The 17,540-nt window shown below is 71.6% G+C and carries 13 protein-coding genes; 10 read left to right on the top strand and 3 right to left on the bottom strand.

The genetic code is table 11. The features are described from left to right. Positions 1-412: 412 nt before the first annotated feature. Positions 413-1,762, bottom strand: coding sequence for a HAMP domain-containing sensor histidine kinase (locus BDW27_RS20985; RefSeq protein WP_110051216.1), 1,350 nt, complete (start codon positions 1,760-1,762; stop codon positions 413-415). Continuing rightward, the gene (locus BDW27_RS20980) at positions 1,759-2,454 is read right to left on the bottom strand and encodes a response regulator transcription factor (RefSeq protein ID WP_026129686.1); all 696 of its coding nucleotides are present in this window, start codon (positions 2,452-2,454) and stop codon (positions 1,759-1,761) included. Before BDW27_RS20980 ends, BDW27_RS20985 begins: the two co-directional genes overlap by 4 nt. A gap of 259 nt (positions 2,455-2,713) precedes the next feature. Between BDW27_RS20980 and BDW27_RS20975 the strand changes: the two genes are divergently transcribed. The 4 genes from BDW27_RS20975 to BDW27_RS20960 are packed head-to-tail and all read left to right on the top strand — an operon-like array spanning position 2,714 to position 7,575. Next, positions 2,714-3,910, top strand: coding sequence for an ABC transporter ATP-binding protein (locus BDW27_RS20975; RefSeq protein WP_110051214.1), 1,197 nt, complete (start codon positions 2,714-2,716; stop codon positions 3,908-3,910). A 12-nt stretch (positions 3,911-3,922) separates the two neighbouring features. Beyond that, positions 3,923-5,266, top strand: a complete 1,344-nt coding sequence (locus BDW27_RS20970; protein ID WP_110051212.1) for an ABC transporter substrate-binding protein — start codon at positions 3,923-3,925, stop codon at positions 5,264-5,266. 15 nt (positions 5,267-5,281) lie between these two features. After that, positions 5,282-6,667: an ABC transporter permease subunit gene (locus tag BDW27_RS20965; protein WP_110051210.1), complete on the top strand. Its 1,386-nt coding sequence runs from the start codon at positions 5,282-5,284 to the stop codon at positions 6,665-6,667. After that, a complete protein-coding gene (locus tag BDW27_RS20960; RefSeq protein ID WP_017547028.1) occupies positions 6,664-7,575 on the top strand; it encodes a carbohydrate ABC transporter permease in 912 nt (303 codons plus the stop codon). Before BDW27_RS20965 ends, BDW27_RS20960 begins: the two co-directional genes overlap by 4 nt. Positions 7,576-7,770: 195 nt before the next feature. On the opposite strand, the gene BDW27_RS20955 is transcribed toward BDW27_RS20960, so the two are convergent. Then, positions 7,771-8,385, bottom strand: a complete 615-nt coding sequence (locus BDW27_RS20955; protein ID WP_233515867.1) for a restriction endonuclease — start codon at positions 8,383-8,385, stop codon at positions 7,771-7,773. A gap of 205 nt (positions 8,386-8,590) precedes the next feature. Between BDW27_RS20955 and BDW27_RS20950 the strand changes: the two genes are divergently transcribed. The 6 genes from BDW27_RS20950 to BDW27_RS27570 all read left to right on the top strand — a co-directional run bounded on the left by BDW27_RS20950 (position 8,591) and on the right by BDW27_RS27570 (position 17,330). After that, positions 8,591-10,165, top strand: a complete 1,575-nt coding sequence (locus BDW27_RS20950; protein WP_017547030.1) for a TIGR02677 family protein — start codon at positions 8,591-8,593, stop codon at positions 10,163-10,165. Then, positions 10,162-11,613 (top strand): DUF2398 family protein, encoded by a 1,452-nt coding sequence (locus tag BDW27_RS20945; RefSeq protein ID WP_110051206.1) that lies wholly within the window; start codon positions 10,162-10,164, stop codon positions 11,611-11,613. Before BDW27_RS20950 ends, BDW27_RS20945 begins: the two co-directional genes overlap by 4 nt. After that, positions 11,610-15,794, top strand: coding sequence for a TIGR02680 family protein (locus tag BDW27_RS20940; protein ID WP_110051204.1), 4,185 nt, complete (start codon positions 11,610-11,612; stop codon positions 15,792-15,794). Before BDW27_RS20945 ends, BDW27_RS20940 begins: the two co-directional genes overlap by 4 nt. After that, the gene (locus tag BDW27_RS20935; RefSeq protein WP_233515862.1) at positions 15,791-16,048 is read left to right on the top strand and encodes a DUF2399 domain-containing protein; all 258 of its coding nucleotides are present in this window, start codon (positions 15,791-15,793) and stop codon (positions 16,046-16,048) included. The genes BDW27_RS20940 and BDW27_RS20935 overlap by 4 nt, the downstream gene beginning before the upstream one ends. A gap of 87 nt (positions 16,049-16,135) precedes the next feature. Continuing rightward, positions 16,136-17,089 (top strand): bile acid:sodium symporter family protein, encoded by a 954-nt coding sequence (locus BDW27_RS20930; protein WP_110051203.1) that lies wholly within the window; start codon positions 16,136-16,138, stop codon positions 17,087-17,089. Between the two features lie 76 nt (positions 17,090-17,165). Then, positions 17,166-17,330, top strand: a complete 165-nt coding sequence (locus tag BDW27_RS27570; protein WP_017547035.1) for a hypothetical protein — start codon at positions 17,166-17,168, stop codon at positions 17,328-17,330. Positions 17,331-17,540: the final 210 nt, after the last annotated feature.

The raw sequence follows: 17,540 nt of genomic DNA, 5'->3' as shown, positions 1-17,540 counted from the left end.
AGTGGTGCGGGTTGGCCGTAGAGCGGCAAGTGGCGCCCGGACGGCAGGGGTTTTTACCAGTGCTGGGGACACGCATCTCTAGAACACACCAGTAGTCCTGGGGGGTGGCCCGTGTCCGTACTTGGCCCTGAACTACCAGACGTGCACCGCTCTACTCATCCGCCAAGTGCGGTGCGGGCACAGCACCATCCACCCACCCCGCCCTGAATAAACCGAGAAACCCCAAGGGGTACGGTTGAACCCGCACCCGACCGCCTTTAGCTAATGGGAAAAACGGGTTGGCCGTAGAAAGGCCGCGCCACAGCAACCACAACCGCAGAACCCACAGCAAACAGCAACCCAGGCCTGTAGAACCCGCCCACCCACCGCAACCACAACCCTAGAACCCACCCACCACAACCCCACCCCCACCTCAACCTGATCGTCGCAGGCGCCAGGCCCGGGGCTGCTCCTCCTCGTGCGGCACGTCCAGTTGCGCGAAGCGCGCACGCACCCGAGCCCCGCCCAGCTTGCCGCGCTCCAGATGGACGGTGCCGCCGGTGGCCTCCACCGCGTGCCGGACGATGTCCAGCCCCAGCCCGGTCGATCCGCCGCCGCTCGTACCGCGCCGCAGCGCCGCCGTGGGATCGGCGAACCCCGGACCTCCGTCCTCCACCAGCAGCGTCACCCATCCCGCGTGCTCCACCACCGCCACGGCGAACGGCCGGTCCGCGGGCGTGTACCGGAAGACGTTGCCCACCAGCGAGTCCAGGACCGCCGCGCACTCCTCCGAGGAGAGCGCCACCCGGCAGGGGGTGTCCGGCAGCTCCAGGGTGACCTCGCGGCCCTGGTCGTTGGCGAGCATCGACCAGAATCCCATGCGGTCCACCACGGCCTCGGACAGGTCGCAGGCGCGCTCGACCTCCGGGCCCGTCGCGTGGGGGCGCACGTCGCGGATGATGGCGTCCACGTCCCGTTCCAGCGCGCTGATCGCGCCCCTGATCCGCTCGCCCTCGGGGCCGGGGAGCGGTTCGGCGTCCAACCTGAGCGCCGTCAGCGGGGTGCGCAGCCGGTGCGAGACGTCGGCGGCCATCTCGCGTTCCTTCGTCAACAGCCCCTGGACGCGCTCCCCGATCGCATTGATGGACTCGCCGAGCACCACCAGGTCACGGGGGCCGTGTACGCGTATCCGGGCGTTCAGCCGCCCCTCACCGATCTCCACGGCCGTGTCCGCCAGAGCGCGCAGCGCACGCCGGGCCGGTCTGCTCAGCCGGTCCGTGATCAGCACCGCGCCGAGCACCACGAGCACCGCGATCACCACCAGGCCGCCCAGGACCGGTCCCAGGCCGCGAACCGCCTCCCCGCGGGGCTGGTACACCTCCACCACGGACGGTTCGGCGCCCGAACCCCGGGGGTCGGCCACCGCCAACAGGTACGCGGTGCCCTGCTCGGCCGGGACCTGGCTCCGGGAACCCGCCCCGGTGCGCCGCATCTCGGCCACGTCGGCGTCACCGGCACGGCTGGCCCCCACGGTGCCGCCGTCGGACAGGTGCACCGTGAGATGCCCCCGGGCCCCGGCCGAGGTCGAGGCCACCACGCGCCGCAGCAGCGCGGGTTCGGGGCTCACCTCCGCCACCGAGGCGACCGCTTCGGCCTGCGACCAGACCTGCTCCTCGGCCCTCTCGTGTGCCTCCCACCAGGCCCACGCTCCCGTCACACCGAGCATCACCACCGCGACCATGACCGTCGCGAGGGTGACGGCGCGGGCCAGCAGCCTCCTCACACCGGTTCCACCAGCTTGAGCCCCACACCCCGCACGGTGTGGAGGTAGCGGGGCCGGCTCGCGCTCTCCCCGAGCTTGCGGCGCAGCCACGACATGTGCACGTCGATGGTCTGGTCGTGACCCACGAACGGGTGCTGGTGCCAGACGGCCTCCACGAGCTCACGGCGGCTCACCACCCGGCCCGTGTGCTCGGCCAGGTAGGCCAACAGGTCGAACTCCCGCCGCGACAGCTCCAGGGGGGTGCCCGCCAGTGACGCCTGCCGCCGTGTCAGACTGATCGACAACTCGCCTACGGTCAGCTCGCCGGGGTCGGCCGCGCCCGCCGAGGCCCGGCCGGACCTGCGCAGCAGCGCGTTCATCCGCGCGGCCAGCTGGGTGCTGGAGAAGGGTTTGACCACGTAGTCGTCGGCACCGTCGTTGAGCAGGCGCACTATCGACTGTTCGTCTCCGCGCGCCGTCGCCACGATCACTGGGACGTCGCTGTGACCGCGTAACATCCGCAGCGCCGCCGCGCCGTCCAGGTCAGGGAGCCCCAGATCAAGAATGACCAGGTCAGGTTCATGCCGGGCGGCCTCGCGCAGGGCGTCCAGGGCGGTGCCCACGGGCAGCACCACGTGCCCCAGACCGCTCAGCGCCCGAACCAGGGCGCCCCGCACCATCTGGTCGTCCTCGACCAGCAAGACCGTTGCCATGCGCACACGTTAACCAATGTTGCACCTTCACACGAGTCCGGCTGCGGCCCGTGATCAGGAGGAACGCCACTGTGACCGGAAGGCCCGTGGACGGCGCGGTTTAAGTCGAACGAGACGCTGCGTTAAGGCTTCCTTAGGGAGCCCGACACTACTGTCGTCACACATCGCCGGTGGTGGTGCGCGTCACAGGGACGCGTGACCCGAAACCGCCGGCCGGACGGCTGCCGGGCACCAGCGTGCCCGTCCCACGGAGGATGTCGTGGCGGAAATCGTGATCGACGGCCTGGGCAAGGTCTACGCGGACGGAACCCGCGCGGTCACCGACCTCTCCCTCGACATCCAGGACGGGGAGTTCCTGGTGCTGGTCGGCCCCTCCGGTTGCGGCAAGACCACCGCGCTGCGGATGGTCGCGGGGCTGGAGGCGATCAGCGAGGGCACCGTTCGCATCGGCGACCAGGTCGTCAACGACGTCCCCGCCCGCGACCGGGACGTGGCGATGGTCTTCCAGTCCTACGCCCTCTATCCGCACCTGAACATCTTCGAGAACATCGCGTTCGGGCTGCGACTGCGCAAGGTGCCCAAGGCGGAGATCGACCGCCGCGTCGGCGAGGTCGCCCGCGTCCTCGAACTGGAGGAACACCTCACCCGTAAACCGGGCAACCTCTCCGGCGGCCAGCGTCAGCGGGTCGCGATGGGCCGTGCGATCGTCCGCGAACCCCGGGCGTTCCTGATGGACGAACCTCTGTCCAACCTGGACGCCAAACTCCGAGTGCAGATGCGTGCCCAGATCGCCCGCATCCAGCGCGACCTGGGCGTCACCACGGTCTACGTCACCCACGACCAGACCGAGGCGATGACCCTGGGCGACCGGGTGGCCGTGATGAAGCGGGGCGTCCTCCAACAGGTCGGCCCGCCGCAGGAGATGTACGACCACCCCCGCAACCTGTTCGTCGCCGGATTCGTCGGCTCGCCCGGCATGAACCTCATCTGCGTCGAACTCCACGAGGACGACGGCCGGTTCCACGTCCGGATCGGCGACCAGCGCCTGGACCTGCCCGACAGCCTCATGCACCGGCGCCCCGCGCTGCGCGGCTACGCCGGGGTCAAGGTCGTCGTGGGCATCCGCCCCGAGGACATGGAGGACGCCGAGATCGTCGGCGGCACCGAGGGGGCCACGCTCACCTCGGTCGCCGACCTGGTCGAGGCCATGGGCTCGGACGTCCTCGTGCACTTCCCACTCGACGCGGCCCCCGTCGTCACCGAGGACACCCGTGAACTCGCCCGTGACGCCGGCACCGACGAGACCCTTCCCGCGACCGACGAGGGCGTCGTCCTCGTCGGCCGCTTCAGCCCCCGCACCCACGTGTACGAGGGCCAGACCATCACGGTGGCGGTCGACACCGAACGCCTCCAGTTCTTCGACCCCGCCACCGGCACCGCCATCCACGATTCCTGAGGAGCGTCCCCCATGTCAGCGCCCACTTCCCGCCACGGCGGCCACCGCACCCACCGCACCAGAATCCTCGGCGGAGCCGCCGCCGCGCTCGGCCTCACCCTGGCCGCCACCGCCTGCGGCGGCGGCTCCACCACGGCCTCCGGCGCCGACCTCGACGGCCAGACCCTCGAGGTCGTCGGCCCCTGGGCCGGTGACGAGCAGGTCGCCTTCGAGCAGGTCGTCTCGATCTTCGAGGAGCAGACCGGCGCCACCGTCTCCTACAGCGGCGCCGGTGACGACCTCCAGACAGTCCTCCAGACCCGTATCCAGGGCGGCGATGAGCCCGACGTCGCGCTCATCCCGCAGGCCGGGCTCATCGAGCACTTCGCCGCCGAGGACGTCCTGGTCCCGCTCACCGACGACGTCGTCCAGACCGTCGACGAGAACATGGCCGGGGCGTGGGCGGACATCGGATCGGTCGGCGACACCCCCTACGGCGTCTACCTCAAGGTCGCCAACAAGTCCCTGGTCTGGTACAACGACGACCTCTTCGCCGAGACCGGAGCCGCGCCGCCGGAGAACTGGGAGGAGTTCGTCGAACTCTCCGACAATCTCTCGGACGTCGGCATCAGCCCGCTGTCCGTCGCCGGGGCGGACGGCTGGGTCCTCACCGACTGGTTCGAGAACGTCTACCTCCAGACGGCGGGCCCGGAGATGTACGACCAGCTGGCCACGCACGAGATCCCGTGGACGGACCCGTCCGTCGAGGTGGCCCTGGAGACCCTGGCCGAGGTGTGGGGCCAGGAGCAGCTCATGCTGGGCGGCGGCAGCGGCAGCCTCCAGACCGACTTCCCCACCTCCGTCGTGAACGTCTACAGCGACGACCCCGACGCCGCCATGGTGGTGGGCGCCGACTTCATCGGCGGGGTCGTCTCCGCCAGCACCAACTCCGTCGTCGGCGAGACCGCGCAGGTCTTCCCCTTCCCCAGCATCGCCGGTGAGGGCGACGCCGTGGTCGTGGCCGGAGACGCCGCCGTCGCCATGAGTGACAGCGAGGCCACCATGGAGCTCCTGCGCTTCCTCGCCTCCGAGGAGGCCGCGGCCGAGTGGGCGTCCATCGGCGGGTTCCTCTCGCCGAACATGCACCTGACCGCCGACGACTACGCCGACCCGGTCCTGGGTCAGGTCGCCGAGCAGATCATCGACGCCGGTGACAGCGTCCGCTTCGACCTCTCCGACCTCCAGCCCGCCGCGTTCGGCGCCACCGTCGGCGACGGCATGTGGCAGACCCTCCAGGACTTCCTGGCCGACCCCTCCGACGTCGAGGGCACCATGGAGCGCCTCGAAGCCGAGGCCGCCCGGGCCCACGGGAACTAGACGGAGCCCGCACACATGACCTCCAACGACACCGGGGCCGCCGACGTCGCGGCCCGCGCGGACGGGACCCCGCCCGGGAAGCCGGGGAAGCGGTCCAGCGGGCCGCCCGACGGCAGCCGCCCGGGTTGGCGGCGCCTGTTCGGCCCGGCCACCCTGTTCCTGCTGCCCGCCCTGCTCTTCCTCGGGGTGTTCCTGGCCTACCCGGCCGCCTACTCCGTGGTGCGCAGCTTCTTCGACGCCTCCGGTTCGCAGTTCGTAGGTCTCGACAACTACGGCCGGATGTTCACCGACGACCGCACGCTCACCGCCATCCGCAACACCGGCATCTGGGTCCTGGTCGCCCCCGCCCTGGTCACCGGGCTGGGACTGGTCTTCGCGGTGCTCACCGAGCGCGTGCGCTGGGCCACGGCCTTCCGGATCCTGCTGTTCATGCCCATGGCGATCTCCCTCTTCGCCTCCGGCATCATTTTCCGGCTGGTCTACGACGAGAACCCCGACCGCGGCGTCGTCAACGCCGCCGTGGTGACCGTGCACGACACGTTCGCCTCGCCCTCGGAGTACCCCGGGGCGCGGCCGCGCGGGGAGGAACTCGACACCGACCCCTCGCTGGGCGGGTTCACCTCCACCCAGGCGTACGCGCCGGGTGACACGGTCGCCCTGCCGCTGGTGGGCATCCGGCCCGGGGAGGTGCCCGAGCAGGCGACCCAGGCCGCCGATCCCGCGTCCTCCGGGGACACCATCGAGGGCGTGGTGTGGTTGGACGTGGCCCTCGGCGGCGACGCCGGGACCATCGACGACGGCGAGAACGGGCTGCCCCGCATGATGGTCGACGCCCTCCGGGACGGCCAGGTGGTGGCCAGCACCACCTCCGGCGACGACGGCCGCTTCACCCTCACGGGCCTGGAGCCGGGGGAGTACGAGATCCACCTGGCGGCGGACAACTTCACCGAGTCCTTCCGCGGCCTGACCTGGCTGGGCCCCACACTGATCACCCCCGTGATCATCTCCTCGTGGGTGTGGATCATGACCGGTTTCGCCATCACGTTCATCGCCGCCGGCCTGGCCGCGATCCCCAGGGACGCCCTGGAGGCCGCCCGGGTGGACGGTGCCACCGAGTGGCAGGTGTTCCGCAAGATCACCATCCCGCTCCTGGGACCGCTGCTGCTCGTGGTGTTCGTGACCCTGATGATCAACGTCCTGAAGATCTTCGACCTCGTGTTCGTGATCGCCCCGGGATCGGTCCAGGCCGACGCCAGCGTGGTCGCCCTCCAGATGTGGCAGGTGTCCTTCGGCGCGGGCGGCAACCAGGGACTGGGCAGCGCCCTCGTGGTCCTCCTCCTGGTCCTGGTCCTGCCGATCATGTACTTCAACATCCGCCGTTTCCGACGGGAGCGCTCGTGACCGCCACGCCCCAGAAGTCGCCCTCCGTCGTCGAGGTGTCGGTCTCCGGCGCGCCGCGCCGGGGACTGGCGTCCCGGCTCGTCTCCAAGCTGGGCTCGGGCACCCTCCAGGTGGCGCTGACCCTGGTCGCGCTGTTCTGGATGGTGCCGGTCATCGGCCTGCTGCTGGTGTCGCTGCGTTCGGAGGCCGACAACACCAACAGCGGCTGGTGGACGGCGCTGCTCAAGCCCACCGAGCTCACGCTGGACAACTACCGGTCGTTGGTCGACAACGACGTCCTCGTGCAGTCGTTCCTCAACACCGTCTACATCTCGGTCCCGTCGACCCTGCTGGTCGTGGGCATCGGGGCGCTGGCCGCCTACGCGCTGGTGTGGATGGACTTCCCCGGCCGCGACTGGATCATGGTGGCGGTGGTCGGCCTGCTGGTGCTGCCCATCCAGGCGGCCCTCATCCCCATCTCGCAGCTGTACGGCGCCCTGGGGATCTTCGGTTCCATCTTCGGCGCGATCCTGTTCCACGTGGCCTTCGGGCTTCCGTTCGCGGTGTTCCTGCTGCGCAACTTCTTCGTGAACATCCCGCGCGACCTGCTGGAGGCGGCGCGGATGGACGGCGCCAGCGAGTGGCGGATCTTCCGCCGGGTCGTGCTCCCGGTGGCCCGCCCGGCGCTGGCCTCGCTCGCGGTCTTCCAGTTCCTGTGGGTGTGGAACGACATGCTGGTCGCGCTGGTGTTCACCAACCCGGACTCCGCCCCGCTCACCGTGGCGCTGCGCTCGCAGCTGCGCCAGTTCGGCACCAACATCGACGTGCTGGCCTCGGGGGCCTTCCTGTCCATGCTGGTTCCGCTGCTGGTCTTCTTCGCCTTCCAGCGCCACTTCGTCCAGGGGGTGTTCGCGGGCTCCGGGAAGTAGCCCGAGCAACCCCTCGATCCACCCACGATGGCGCCTTCGGCGGCGCCGGGCCCCGCGGACCACGCCTCCGCGGGGCCCTCGCGTTCCCGGGGGGCGGGGGGCGGGACAGTCACCCCGACCAGGTGTCCATCACCGTGGCGGGCCGTTCGCCCCCACGGGCGGCCGTCCCCCGCCGATCCCAACGCAGGGCAGGTGTCAGCGGGGCGGCAGCTCCGGGGCGCGCTCCCCGGCCATCCACAGACCCAGGGCGTGCCGGTCCACCAGGACCATCCCGGCCCCGGCCTCACGAGCGGCCTCCCTGGTGAACCCGTTCGAGGCGACGAACATCCCGAGGTAGCCCTGGTGGCCCCCGGCCAGCGCCCCGAGGAAGGCCCGCACCTCGTTGGGCGGCACGGGCTTGCGCCAGCGCTTGCACTGCACGGCCAGCGGCCTGCCGTCGGGGGTCTGCGCCCGCAGGTCCACGCCCCCGTCCGAGGCGCCGCCGACCACCGCCACCCGGGTGTATCCGTTGGTGCGCAGCAGCAGCGCCACGTGGTGTTCGAACTCCGTCCCGGTCATGGTGTCGATCCCCGCGATCCCCGTCCGCGCGACGATCCACCGTTCCCTGGCAAGGCGGGCACGGGACCACGCCCACCAGCCCAGGCCGGTCGCCGCGACCACGGCCACCAGGCCGCCGACCAGCCACAGACCCGGACTGTCGGCGTTGTCGAACACCCACCCGAACGCCAGGAGGAGGGCGACCGCCGCCAGCGGCAGCGAGCCCCGCAACCTCCGCGCCCATCGCCGCCGTCCGCGCCGACGCTGTCGCACACTCACGCTTCTCCCTGGGGGGTGGGGGACATACCGGGGCACATCATTGCACGGGGTGATCGCCCTCCTCCACACGGTGACCCCACCCGGCCACCCCGGCCCGACGAGCGCGGACCGGACCGTCTCCGGTCGCTGCGACAATGTCCCAGTCGCGGTTTCGCACACGGGGGTGCGGGACCGGCCACGAGGACACGGGGGTGCGGCGGTGGCCGAGCGCAGGGCTCTGGATCTGGACGCTCTCGCGGTCAGTGACCGCTTCCGGCTGTTCAACTTCACCCGTCGCGACGACCACGTCACCTACCTGTGGATCCTGCGTTCGGTGGACCGCCTGCGCGAGGTCCACCAGGTCCAGGTCGGGGCGGACGAGGTTGAGGCCACCCTGCGCGAACTCGCCGCGGCCCACACCGAGGCGCCGGAGGTCCCCGCCCAGGGGCTGCGCCACCGGCTCGACGAACTCGCTTCGGACGGGGTGCTGCACCGCTTCGACGACGCCTCCCGCGCGGGCACCCTGGCCAGCTACCGCAACCGGCAGTCCGTCTACCAGTTCAGCGAACTCGGATACCGCGCCTACCACGCTGTCGAGAACCTCCTGGGCGCCCGAGTGGAGGACGTCAACCTCTCCCGCCTGGTCTTCTCCGACGTCCTGGAGGACCTCGGGGCACTGGCCGAGGCCAACCGCACCGGACGGGTCGAGGACGTCTACCGCCGTCTGTCCCGACTGGACACGGTGATGGAGGACATGGGACGGCGCTCCGCCCAGTTCCACGTCACCCTCGGGGAGATCCTGCGTTCCACCGAGGCGTCCTCCGAGGTGTTCCTGCGCCACAAGAACGCCCTCCTCGTCCACATGTCCGACTTCATGGCGGAGCTGGACCGCTACCTGCCCCGCCTGGACAGGGCCGTCCACGAGGTCGAGGCCACCGGCCTGACCACCCTGCTCTCCCGCGCCGCCGAGGCCGACGAACGCCTCTTCATGGACAGGACCGAACGCCTGGAGGACTGGTCCCGCCGCTGGTGGGCGGTGCGCGCCTGGTTCGCCTCCGAGAGCGGCGCGCCCACCCGCGCCGCCGAACTCGGGCAGGCCACCCGTTCCGCCGTCTCCGGGGTCGTGGCCCTCCTGCGGCAGATCACCGAGGCCCAGCGCGGCGGCGTGAACCGCTCCACCCAGCTGCGCCACCTCGCAGCCTGGGTGTTCGACACCCCCGACGACGGGTCCGCCCACGCCCTCATGGGCGCCGCGTTCAACACCCGCTCCGCCCGCCACCTCGGTGTGGCCCACGAGGACGGCGACGAGTTCGCGCCCACCGACTCCTGGCACGACGCCGCCGGAGTCGAGGTGTCGGTGACCCTGTTCCGCAGTGACCGCTCGCCCACCCACGGGGTCCCCAAACCGGTCCGCAGGGACACCGGAGCCCGCTCCGAACTGCGCCGACGCCAGTCCGAGGACCGCGAGGCCGAACGCGCCTCCGCCGCGCGCCTGATCAGTGAGGGCGCCCACCAGCGCGTCCTCGACGAGAGCGACACCAAGGTGCTGCTGCGTCTGGTCACCAAGGCCCTGGAGTCGCGCTCGGTGTCGTACGCGAAACGGGACACGTCACCGGCGGTCGTCGGCCTGCTGAAGTCCGCGACCGCCGACGACGCGGGCACCCTCATCAAGCTGATCCGCGACGAACGGGGCAGTAGCGTGCTCACCTCGCAGGGCCGGATCCACCTCCCCGGCTTCCGGGTGGAACTCGCCCCCCGCGCCGCCCGGACGAGCACCAGGAAGGGGAACCGATGACCCGGCACACCCGGCCCCGTGTCGAGACCGTCGACCTCGGCTCCTACCAGCAGGCCGTCCGCAAGGTCCTCACCTGTGACGTCATCACCGCGTCGCGGCCGCGCCCCGGCGTGCTGGACCAGGTCCTGTACTGGGCCGACCAGATGACCGAGGACCTGCGCGCCCTGTTCGGGTACACCCTCGTGGCCACCACCGACCACGTCCGCCTGGTCCGCGAACTCGACCTGCTCGACCCCACCCAGCGCCAGGAGTTCGCCCGCAAGGGCAGGCCCTTCGACCGCCGCCGCCTGGCCTACCTGTGCCTGCTCTTGGCCGCCTTCCAGCGCTCACAGGTCGAGATCAGCCTCGGCGACCTCGTCCGGGGGTTCACCCCCTCGGCCAACGAGATCGAGGGCCTGGGCTACGACCCCACCGACTCCACCCACAAGGCCGCGCTGGTCGACGTCGCCCACTGGCTGCTGGACCGGGGCGCCCTCCACCTGTCGGACGGCTCCGTCGAGGCGTGGGCCCGCGGTGGTGACCAGGGGGACGCGCTCTTCGACATCGACCACGAGATCTGCGAGGTCCTCTTCCGGCCCACGCGCCCCATCCAGCACCTGAACAGCGCCTCCGGCCTGCTCAGCGACCCGCTCGGACCGGACGCCCCGCGCGAACGCGCCGCCCAGCGCGCCCGCCGCCTGCTGCTGGAGTACCCGGTGGTGTACTACGCGGACGTCGAGCCCGAGGTGGCCGCCGCCCTGCGCGGCAGGGGACCTGCCGAGGAGGTGGCCCGCCTCACCGGAACCAAGCTGGAACGCCGCGCCGAGGGTGTCCTGTTGGCGGACGCCTCCGGCACCTTCACCGACCGCGCCTTCCCGGGCCGCGGCGGCGCCGTCACCCGCACCGCCGGGCTGCTGCTGGCCCAGATCGCCACCCACTTCGAGGAGTCCTGGGCGGCGCTGGGCCACCTGACCGCCCCCGGCCCCCTGCACGAGCACCCCGAGCTGGTCGCCCGGATCGACGCCGGGGTTCCCCGGGCGGGTGTCGTCACCGAGCTGGCCTGGGCCGAGACGGACCGGACCACGACGGTGGCCGAGCCCGCATCGCTGCCGCTGGTGGAGCGCGAACGCCTGGAGGACATGGTCGCCGATCTCTTCGAGGAGTTCGGCGCCGCCTCCTTCACCGCGACCTGGCAGCAGGACCCGCACGGCCTGCTCGACGCCGCCCTGGCCCTGCTCACCGACCTGGACCTGGTCAGACCGCTACCGGGCGGGGTCCTGGTCACCCCCGCCGCGCTGCGCTACCGCAACATCCGGGGCGCCCTGCCCGAACGCCCCGACACCGGACTGCTGCCGTTCGGCCCGATCGAACCGGCCGACGAACCGGCTGACGAGCCACCCCCGACCGACCCCGACGACACGCCCCCCGCCCCGCCCGAGACCGAAGGAACCGAGGAAACCGCGCCATGACCCGCAGGAGCGACCGCTTCCGGCCCAGCAGGGCCGGAGTCGTCAACGTCTGGGACTACGTCGACGAGGAGTTCGCCTTCGCGGACGGCCGCCTCGTCCTGCGCGGCCACAACGGTTCGGGCAAGACCAAGGCGCTGGAGGTGCTGTTCCCCTTCGTCCTGGACGGCTACACCGACGCCCGCAGGCTCGACCCCTTCAGCGGCCAGAACCGCACCATGAAGTCCAATCTGCTGTACCGGGGCGACGAGTCCAACCACGGCTACGTGTGGATGGAGTTCGCCCGCGCCGCCGACGGCGACGACGAGGGGACCGAGACCGTCACCCTGGTCATCGGCATGCGCGCGCACCGCCACCGCGACGGCGTCAACCCCTCCTTCTTCGTCACCGACCAGCGCCTGGGCGTGGACTTCGGGCTGCTCTCCACGGACGGGCGCCCGCTCACCGAACGCCAGCTCAAGGCCGCCCTCGGCGAGACGGCGCACCACGCCACCGCCGCCGACTACCGCCGGGCCGTCGACGCGCGCCTGTTCGGGCTGGGGGAGCGCTACGTCCAGCTCCTGGACCTCCTGCTGGCCCTGCGCCGCCCCCTGCTGGCCAAGGACCTGGACCCGGAGAAGGTCTCGCACACCCTCACCGGCGGGCTCAGCCCCCTGGACGACGCCCTCGTCGACCAGGCCGCCCGGGACTTCGCCAACCTCGCCGCCGTGCAGCGCCGCTTCGCCAGCGCCACCGCCGCCCACGAGGCCGCCCGCACCTTCACCGGCGTCTACGCCGACTACCTGACCGCCAACGCCCGGCACCGCCTGTCCAGGGTGGCGGGCGCCACTGAGCAGGCCGACACCCACGCGCGCACCGTCGCCGAGGCGGCCGATGAGCTCGACCGCGCCACCGCCGCGCGGGACCAGGCCCGCGAGAGCGTCACCGAACTGGCCGAGGACGCCGCGCGCCTGGATGCCCAGTGCGCGGCCCTGCGCCAGCACGAGACCCTGCGCGACCAGCAGGCCCTCCAGGTCAGGAGGGAGGGCAACGACAAGCTCGCCCGTCAGATCGCCACCGGCCAGGCACGCGTGGCGGCCCAGGAGGAGGAGATCTCCCGCCTGAGCGGTGAGGCCGCCCGGGTCGCCGAACGGGTCGGACACGAGCGGGCCCTGGCCGAGCGGCTGCGCACCGAACTCACGGCCGCCGCCGAAGGGTCCGGGATCGTCCACGACGCCGAGGGGGATGCGGACACCGGCGACGACCTGCCCGAGACCGCCAGGGCCAGGGCCAGCGCCCGGCTCGACGACGTCCGGGCCGTTCGCGAACAGCTCGCCGCCCAGGACCGCGCCGAGGACGGCCGGACGCGCGCCGAGACCACCGCCGCCCGGGCCGAGGACACCCTCTCCGGGCAGGAGGAAGCGTGCGCCGAAGCCGAGGAAGAGCTCGTCGGACTCCGCCGCGCCACCACCGAGGCCCTGGACGTGTGGTCCGCGCGGTGGGAGATCGCCGGGCCGGACACCCTCGTGGCCCTGCGGGAGACCGTGGAACGCTACGGGGAGGCGGGCACCCCCACCCTCGCCCAGGTGTTCAACGAACACCTGCACGACCAGCAGGTGCGGGCCGCCACCAAGGCCAACGCCCTGGAGTCCGAACAGACCAGCCTGGGCGAGGAGCTGGCCTCCGCTCGCCGCGAACGCGACCACATCGCCGCCGAACGCGACGACGCGCCACCGGCCGACCCCCTACGCCCCGCCCCGCGCGACGAGCGTCCCGGAGCACCGCTCTGGCAGCTGGTCCGCTTCGCCGACCACCTCTCCGACGACCACGGCGCCGCCGTCGAGGGAGCCCTGCACGCCGCCGGGCTGCTCACCGCCTGGATCCACCCCGACCCCGAGCAGACCCGCCGGGCCCTGGAACTCGGCGAAGCGGACGCCTACCTGCTTCCCGGTACGCGGGAGACCACCGCAACGACCCTCGCCGACGTCCTCGTCCCCGAGACCCAGGACCATGTCCCCACGGACACCATCGCCAGCGTCCTGGCCTCGATCCCCTTCGGTGGGGCCGAACCCCTCGCCGACCTCGGGGTGGACACGGGCGCCCGTTTCCGGCTGGGCCCGCTCACCGGCGCCCACCCCAAACCCGCCGCCGAGTTCATCGGCGCCACCAACCGCGCCCAGCGCCGCCGGGAACGCCTGGCCGCCCAGGACGCCCGCATCGCCGACCTCTCCACCCGGCACACCGAACTGGGAGAACGGCTCGCCCGCGCCCACGAACTCCTCAAGGACTTCGACCGCGCCCGAGCGGACCTGCCCGACGCCACCGGCGTGGCCAGGGCACTGCGCGCCCTCGAACGCCACTCCACCCTCCTGGCGTCGGCCCGCTCCGCCCGGGCGGAGGCCCGACGCGACCTCGACGCCGCCATCGCCCAGGTCGACGCCGAACGCCGCCAGGTCCGCGCCACCGCCGCCGAGCGCGCCATGCCCACGCGACGGGAGGACGTCGACGCCGTCGCGGTCGCGGCGCAGACCTTCCAGGACACCGCCCGGAAGCTGCACACCACCCGTGCGGACATCGCCGAGTACCAGAACGACCTCACCGGGCGCCAGGACACCGTCACCCGGCTGACCGAGGCGCTCGAGGGCGACCGCGCCGAACTCGACCGGAGCCGCGGCGACCACCAGCGCGAGGCCGAGGAACTGGCGACCCTGGAGGCGTCCGTCGACGCCCCGGCCCGTGAACTCCTCGACCAGCTGGAACGGGCCCAGGGGGAGCTCCGCGACGTCCAGGCGCGCAAGGAGAAGGCCGAGCAGGAGGCCGCCCGAGAACACGACCTCGCCGTGCGCTCCGAGACCCTCCGCGACAGCGGTCGGCAGTCCCTCGCCCGGGAGCTGACCACCCTCTTCGAGCACGCCGCCGCCTTCTCCGGACTCACCCAGCCCACCGTGCGCGAGATCGTCGGTGTCCAGGCCACCGGCACCTGGCCGCTGCCCGACCAGTGGCCCGACCCCGAGGAAGCGGCACGGACCCTGCTCACCGGCGAGGCCACCACCGTCCGCGAGGTCCTGCCCGGCGCTGCCGCCACCCTGCTCGACGCCTTCACCGAGGCGGTCGGTGGCAAGGAGGTCGGCGACACCGAACTCAGGAACGCCGGAAACCGCATGTCCCAGGCCCTGCGTACCTTCCAGGAGGCGCTCGGCGGTGACGCCGAGGGGTACCGGGTGGACCACGAGGTGGGCCCCAGTGGCCTGGTCACCGTGCACGTCAACGACGAGAACGGCCGCAACCCCGTCTCCTCCTTCGCCAGATCCGTGGCCGAACGGGTCGAGGAACAGGGCGCGCTCCTGCGCGAGGAGGAGCAGGGGGTGCTGGAGGACGAGCTCCTCGGCGGGATCGCCCAGCAGGTCCACGACCGCGTCCGCGCCGCCAAGCAGCTGGTCCGCGCCATGGACCGCGACACCCGCGCCCGGCCTATGTCCTCCGGCACCCGGGTGGGCATCCGGTGGTCGCGCTCCGACGGTCTCTCCGAGCCACAGCGCCTGGCCACCGAACTCGTGCGGCGCGACGGCGCCGGGCTCGGCCCCCGAGGGTTGGGGGAGCTCCGGGGCGTGCTTCGACGCATGATCCGCGACTACCACGCCACCCACCCCCGGGCCAGCCACAAGCAGGTCCTGGCGGCGGTCCTGGACTACCGCGACTGGTACCGGTTCGAGCTGCGCCTGGCCGAGCCCGGCAAGGACGAGGTCACGCTCACCAAGAACAAGCACGAGCAGATGTCCGGCGGCGAGAAGTCCGCCGCCATCCACCTGCCCCTGTTCGCGGCGGCCAACGCCCTGTACTCCTCGGCGGCGCCCACCTGCCCCCGGGTGGTCGCGCTGGACGAGGCCTTCGCGGGTATCGACGACCGCTACAAGCCCGAACTCATGGGCCTGACCGTGACCTTCGACCTGGACATGTTCATGACCGGCCACGACCTGTGGGTGCACTACGACACCGTGCCCATGGCCGCGCACTACGACATGCACCACGACAAGGCCAGCCACACCGTCTCGGCCCTGCTCATGCTCTGGGACGGCGAGCAGACCCTGGACGCGGACGCCGGATTCGCCGGAAACGAGGAACTCGCCGCGGAACTCCTCGGCATCACCCCCACCCGCTACGTGCCCCAGCCCACGGAGGGGACGCTCCTGGAGGAATCAGCGTGAGCGCGCACGACGACCTGGAGGTCTTCCGAAGCTCCCGGCTCCGGTCCCTGTTGGCCCGGACCCGCGAGGCTTCCCGGCGCATGTCCACCGTCGACCACCCCGGCCACGTTCCCACCGAAACCCGCGAGCTCGGAGGGACGGAACGCTTCACGCCCTGGGACCCCGCCCTCGCCGTGGCCATGCGGGAGAGAGGCACGGTGGTCTTCGAGGAGTCAGTGGACTCCGCCCTGCTGGAGGACCTGGCGGCCCGGTGACCCCCGGTGGACAAAACGGACGGCTCGGGGGAGTAGTGTTCCGTCATCGCGCCCGCGACGTGGGCGAACGTGGGGGAGAAGTACACGATGACGGTCGTCAAGAAGGTCGCCGATTTCGTCGGCAGGTGGTTCGCGGTCCTGGTGCTCGCCGGGGCCGTCGTGGGGTTGCTCGTCCCGGAGCAGACCACCCTCATCACCCCGCACGTGTCCCTGCTGCTCGGTGTGATCATGTTCTGCATGGGCCTCACCATGAGGCCCCAGGACTTCGCCGTCGTCGCAAAGCACCCCAAGGCGGTCCTCCTCGGTGTGGCCGCCCAGTACACGGTCATGCCGCTGCTGGGCTGGGGCATCGCCCACGCGTTCGGGCTTCCGCCGCTGCTGGTGGTCGGCATGATCCTGGTCGGCGCCTCCCCGGGTGGCACCGCGTCGAACGTGATCGTCTACCTCGCTCGCGGAGACGTCGCGCTTTCAGTGGCGATGACGTCCATCTCCACCATGCTGGCGCCCTTCGTTACGCCCCTGCTCGTCCTGGGGCTGGCCGGATCGACCCTGCCGATCTCCGCCGGTGACCTCTTCCTGTCCATCCTCCAGGTCGTGCTGCTCCCCGTCGTCGGTGGTCTGCTGCTGCGCCTGTTCGCCGACCGCTACGTGGTCCCGATCCTGCCCCTGATGCCGCTGGTTTCGGTGACCGGCATCGTCCTGGTGGTCTCGGGCGTGGTCGGCGCCAACTCCGACGCCGTGCTGACCACGGGTCTGCTCCTGGCACTGGCCGTCATCCTGCACAACACCCTGGGTCTGTTCCTCGGTTACCTCGTCGGGTACTTCGGGCGCCTGCCCGACTCCGCCCGCCGCGCGGTCAGCGTGGAGGTCGGTATGCAGAACTCGGGTCTGGCCGCGAGTCTGGCCACCACCCACTTCGAGCCCATCGCCGCGCTGCCTGGTGCGCTGTTCTCGGTCTGGCACAACCTGTCCGGAGCGGCGGTGGCCACCTTCTGGGCGCGGCGGGCACCCAGCGACGCCGAGGAGCGCGAAACCGTCTGACCGGGGACGCTTGCTCCGTGCCCGGCCCTCGTGACAGGCTCTGCCTTCGACATCCCCCGGACCGAGGACGGAACACGTGGCCGCCCGAAAGAAGAAGCGCAAGCCCGGACGCGGGAGGAACGACATCCGCCGGGGACCCACGCGCGATCCCGGCCCCACGGGGAACGTGGGCTGCGTCTTCATTCTGATCGCGATGGTGGGCATCGGACTGGTCGTCCTACTGCTGGAGCTTCTCACTTAGTCGCGGAATCGTCCCGTTAGCGTCCGGATCATTCGCAAAGGGGCGTGTCAGCGCACTGGTGTGTTCCACCTAATAGCCGATTCCACACCTGCGGTACCTGACCTGAACCGGCCACCAGTCGTCACGCGAAGTAGTCACGCGGGCACGACCCGACTGTGAAGCTGTTCGCATGCGACACTTCGCCCCCTGTTCCGGCCTGCTCGTGCTCGC

It is taken from the genome of Nocardiopsis sp. L17-MgMaSL7 (genome assembly GCF_003182025.1).
Taxonomy (GTDB): Bacteria; Actinomycetota; Actinomycetes; order Streptosporangiales; family Streptosporangiaceae; genus Nocardiopsis; species Nocardiopsis prasina.
The sequence above is the reverse complement of the archived record's forward strand: the minus strand, read 5'-3'. Positions and strand labels throughout refer to the sequence as shown.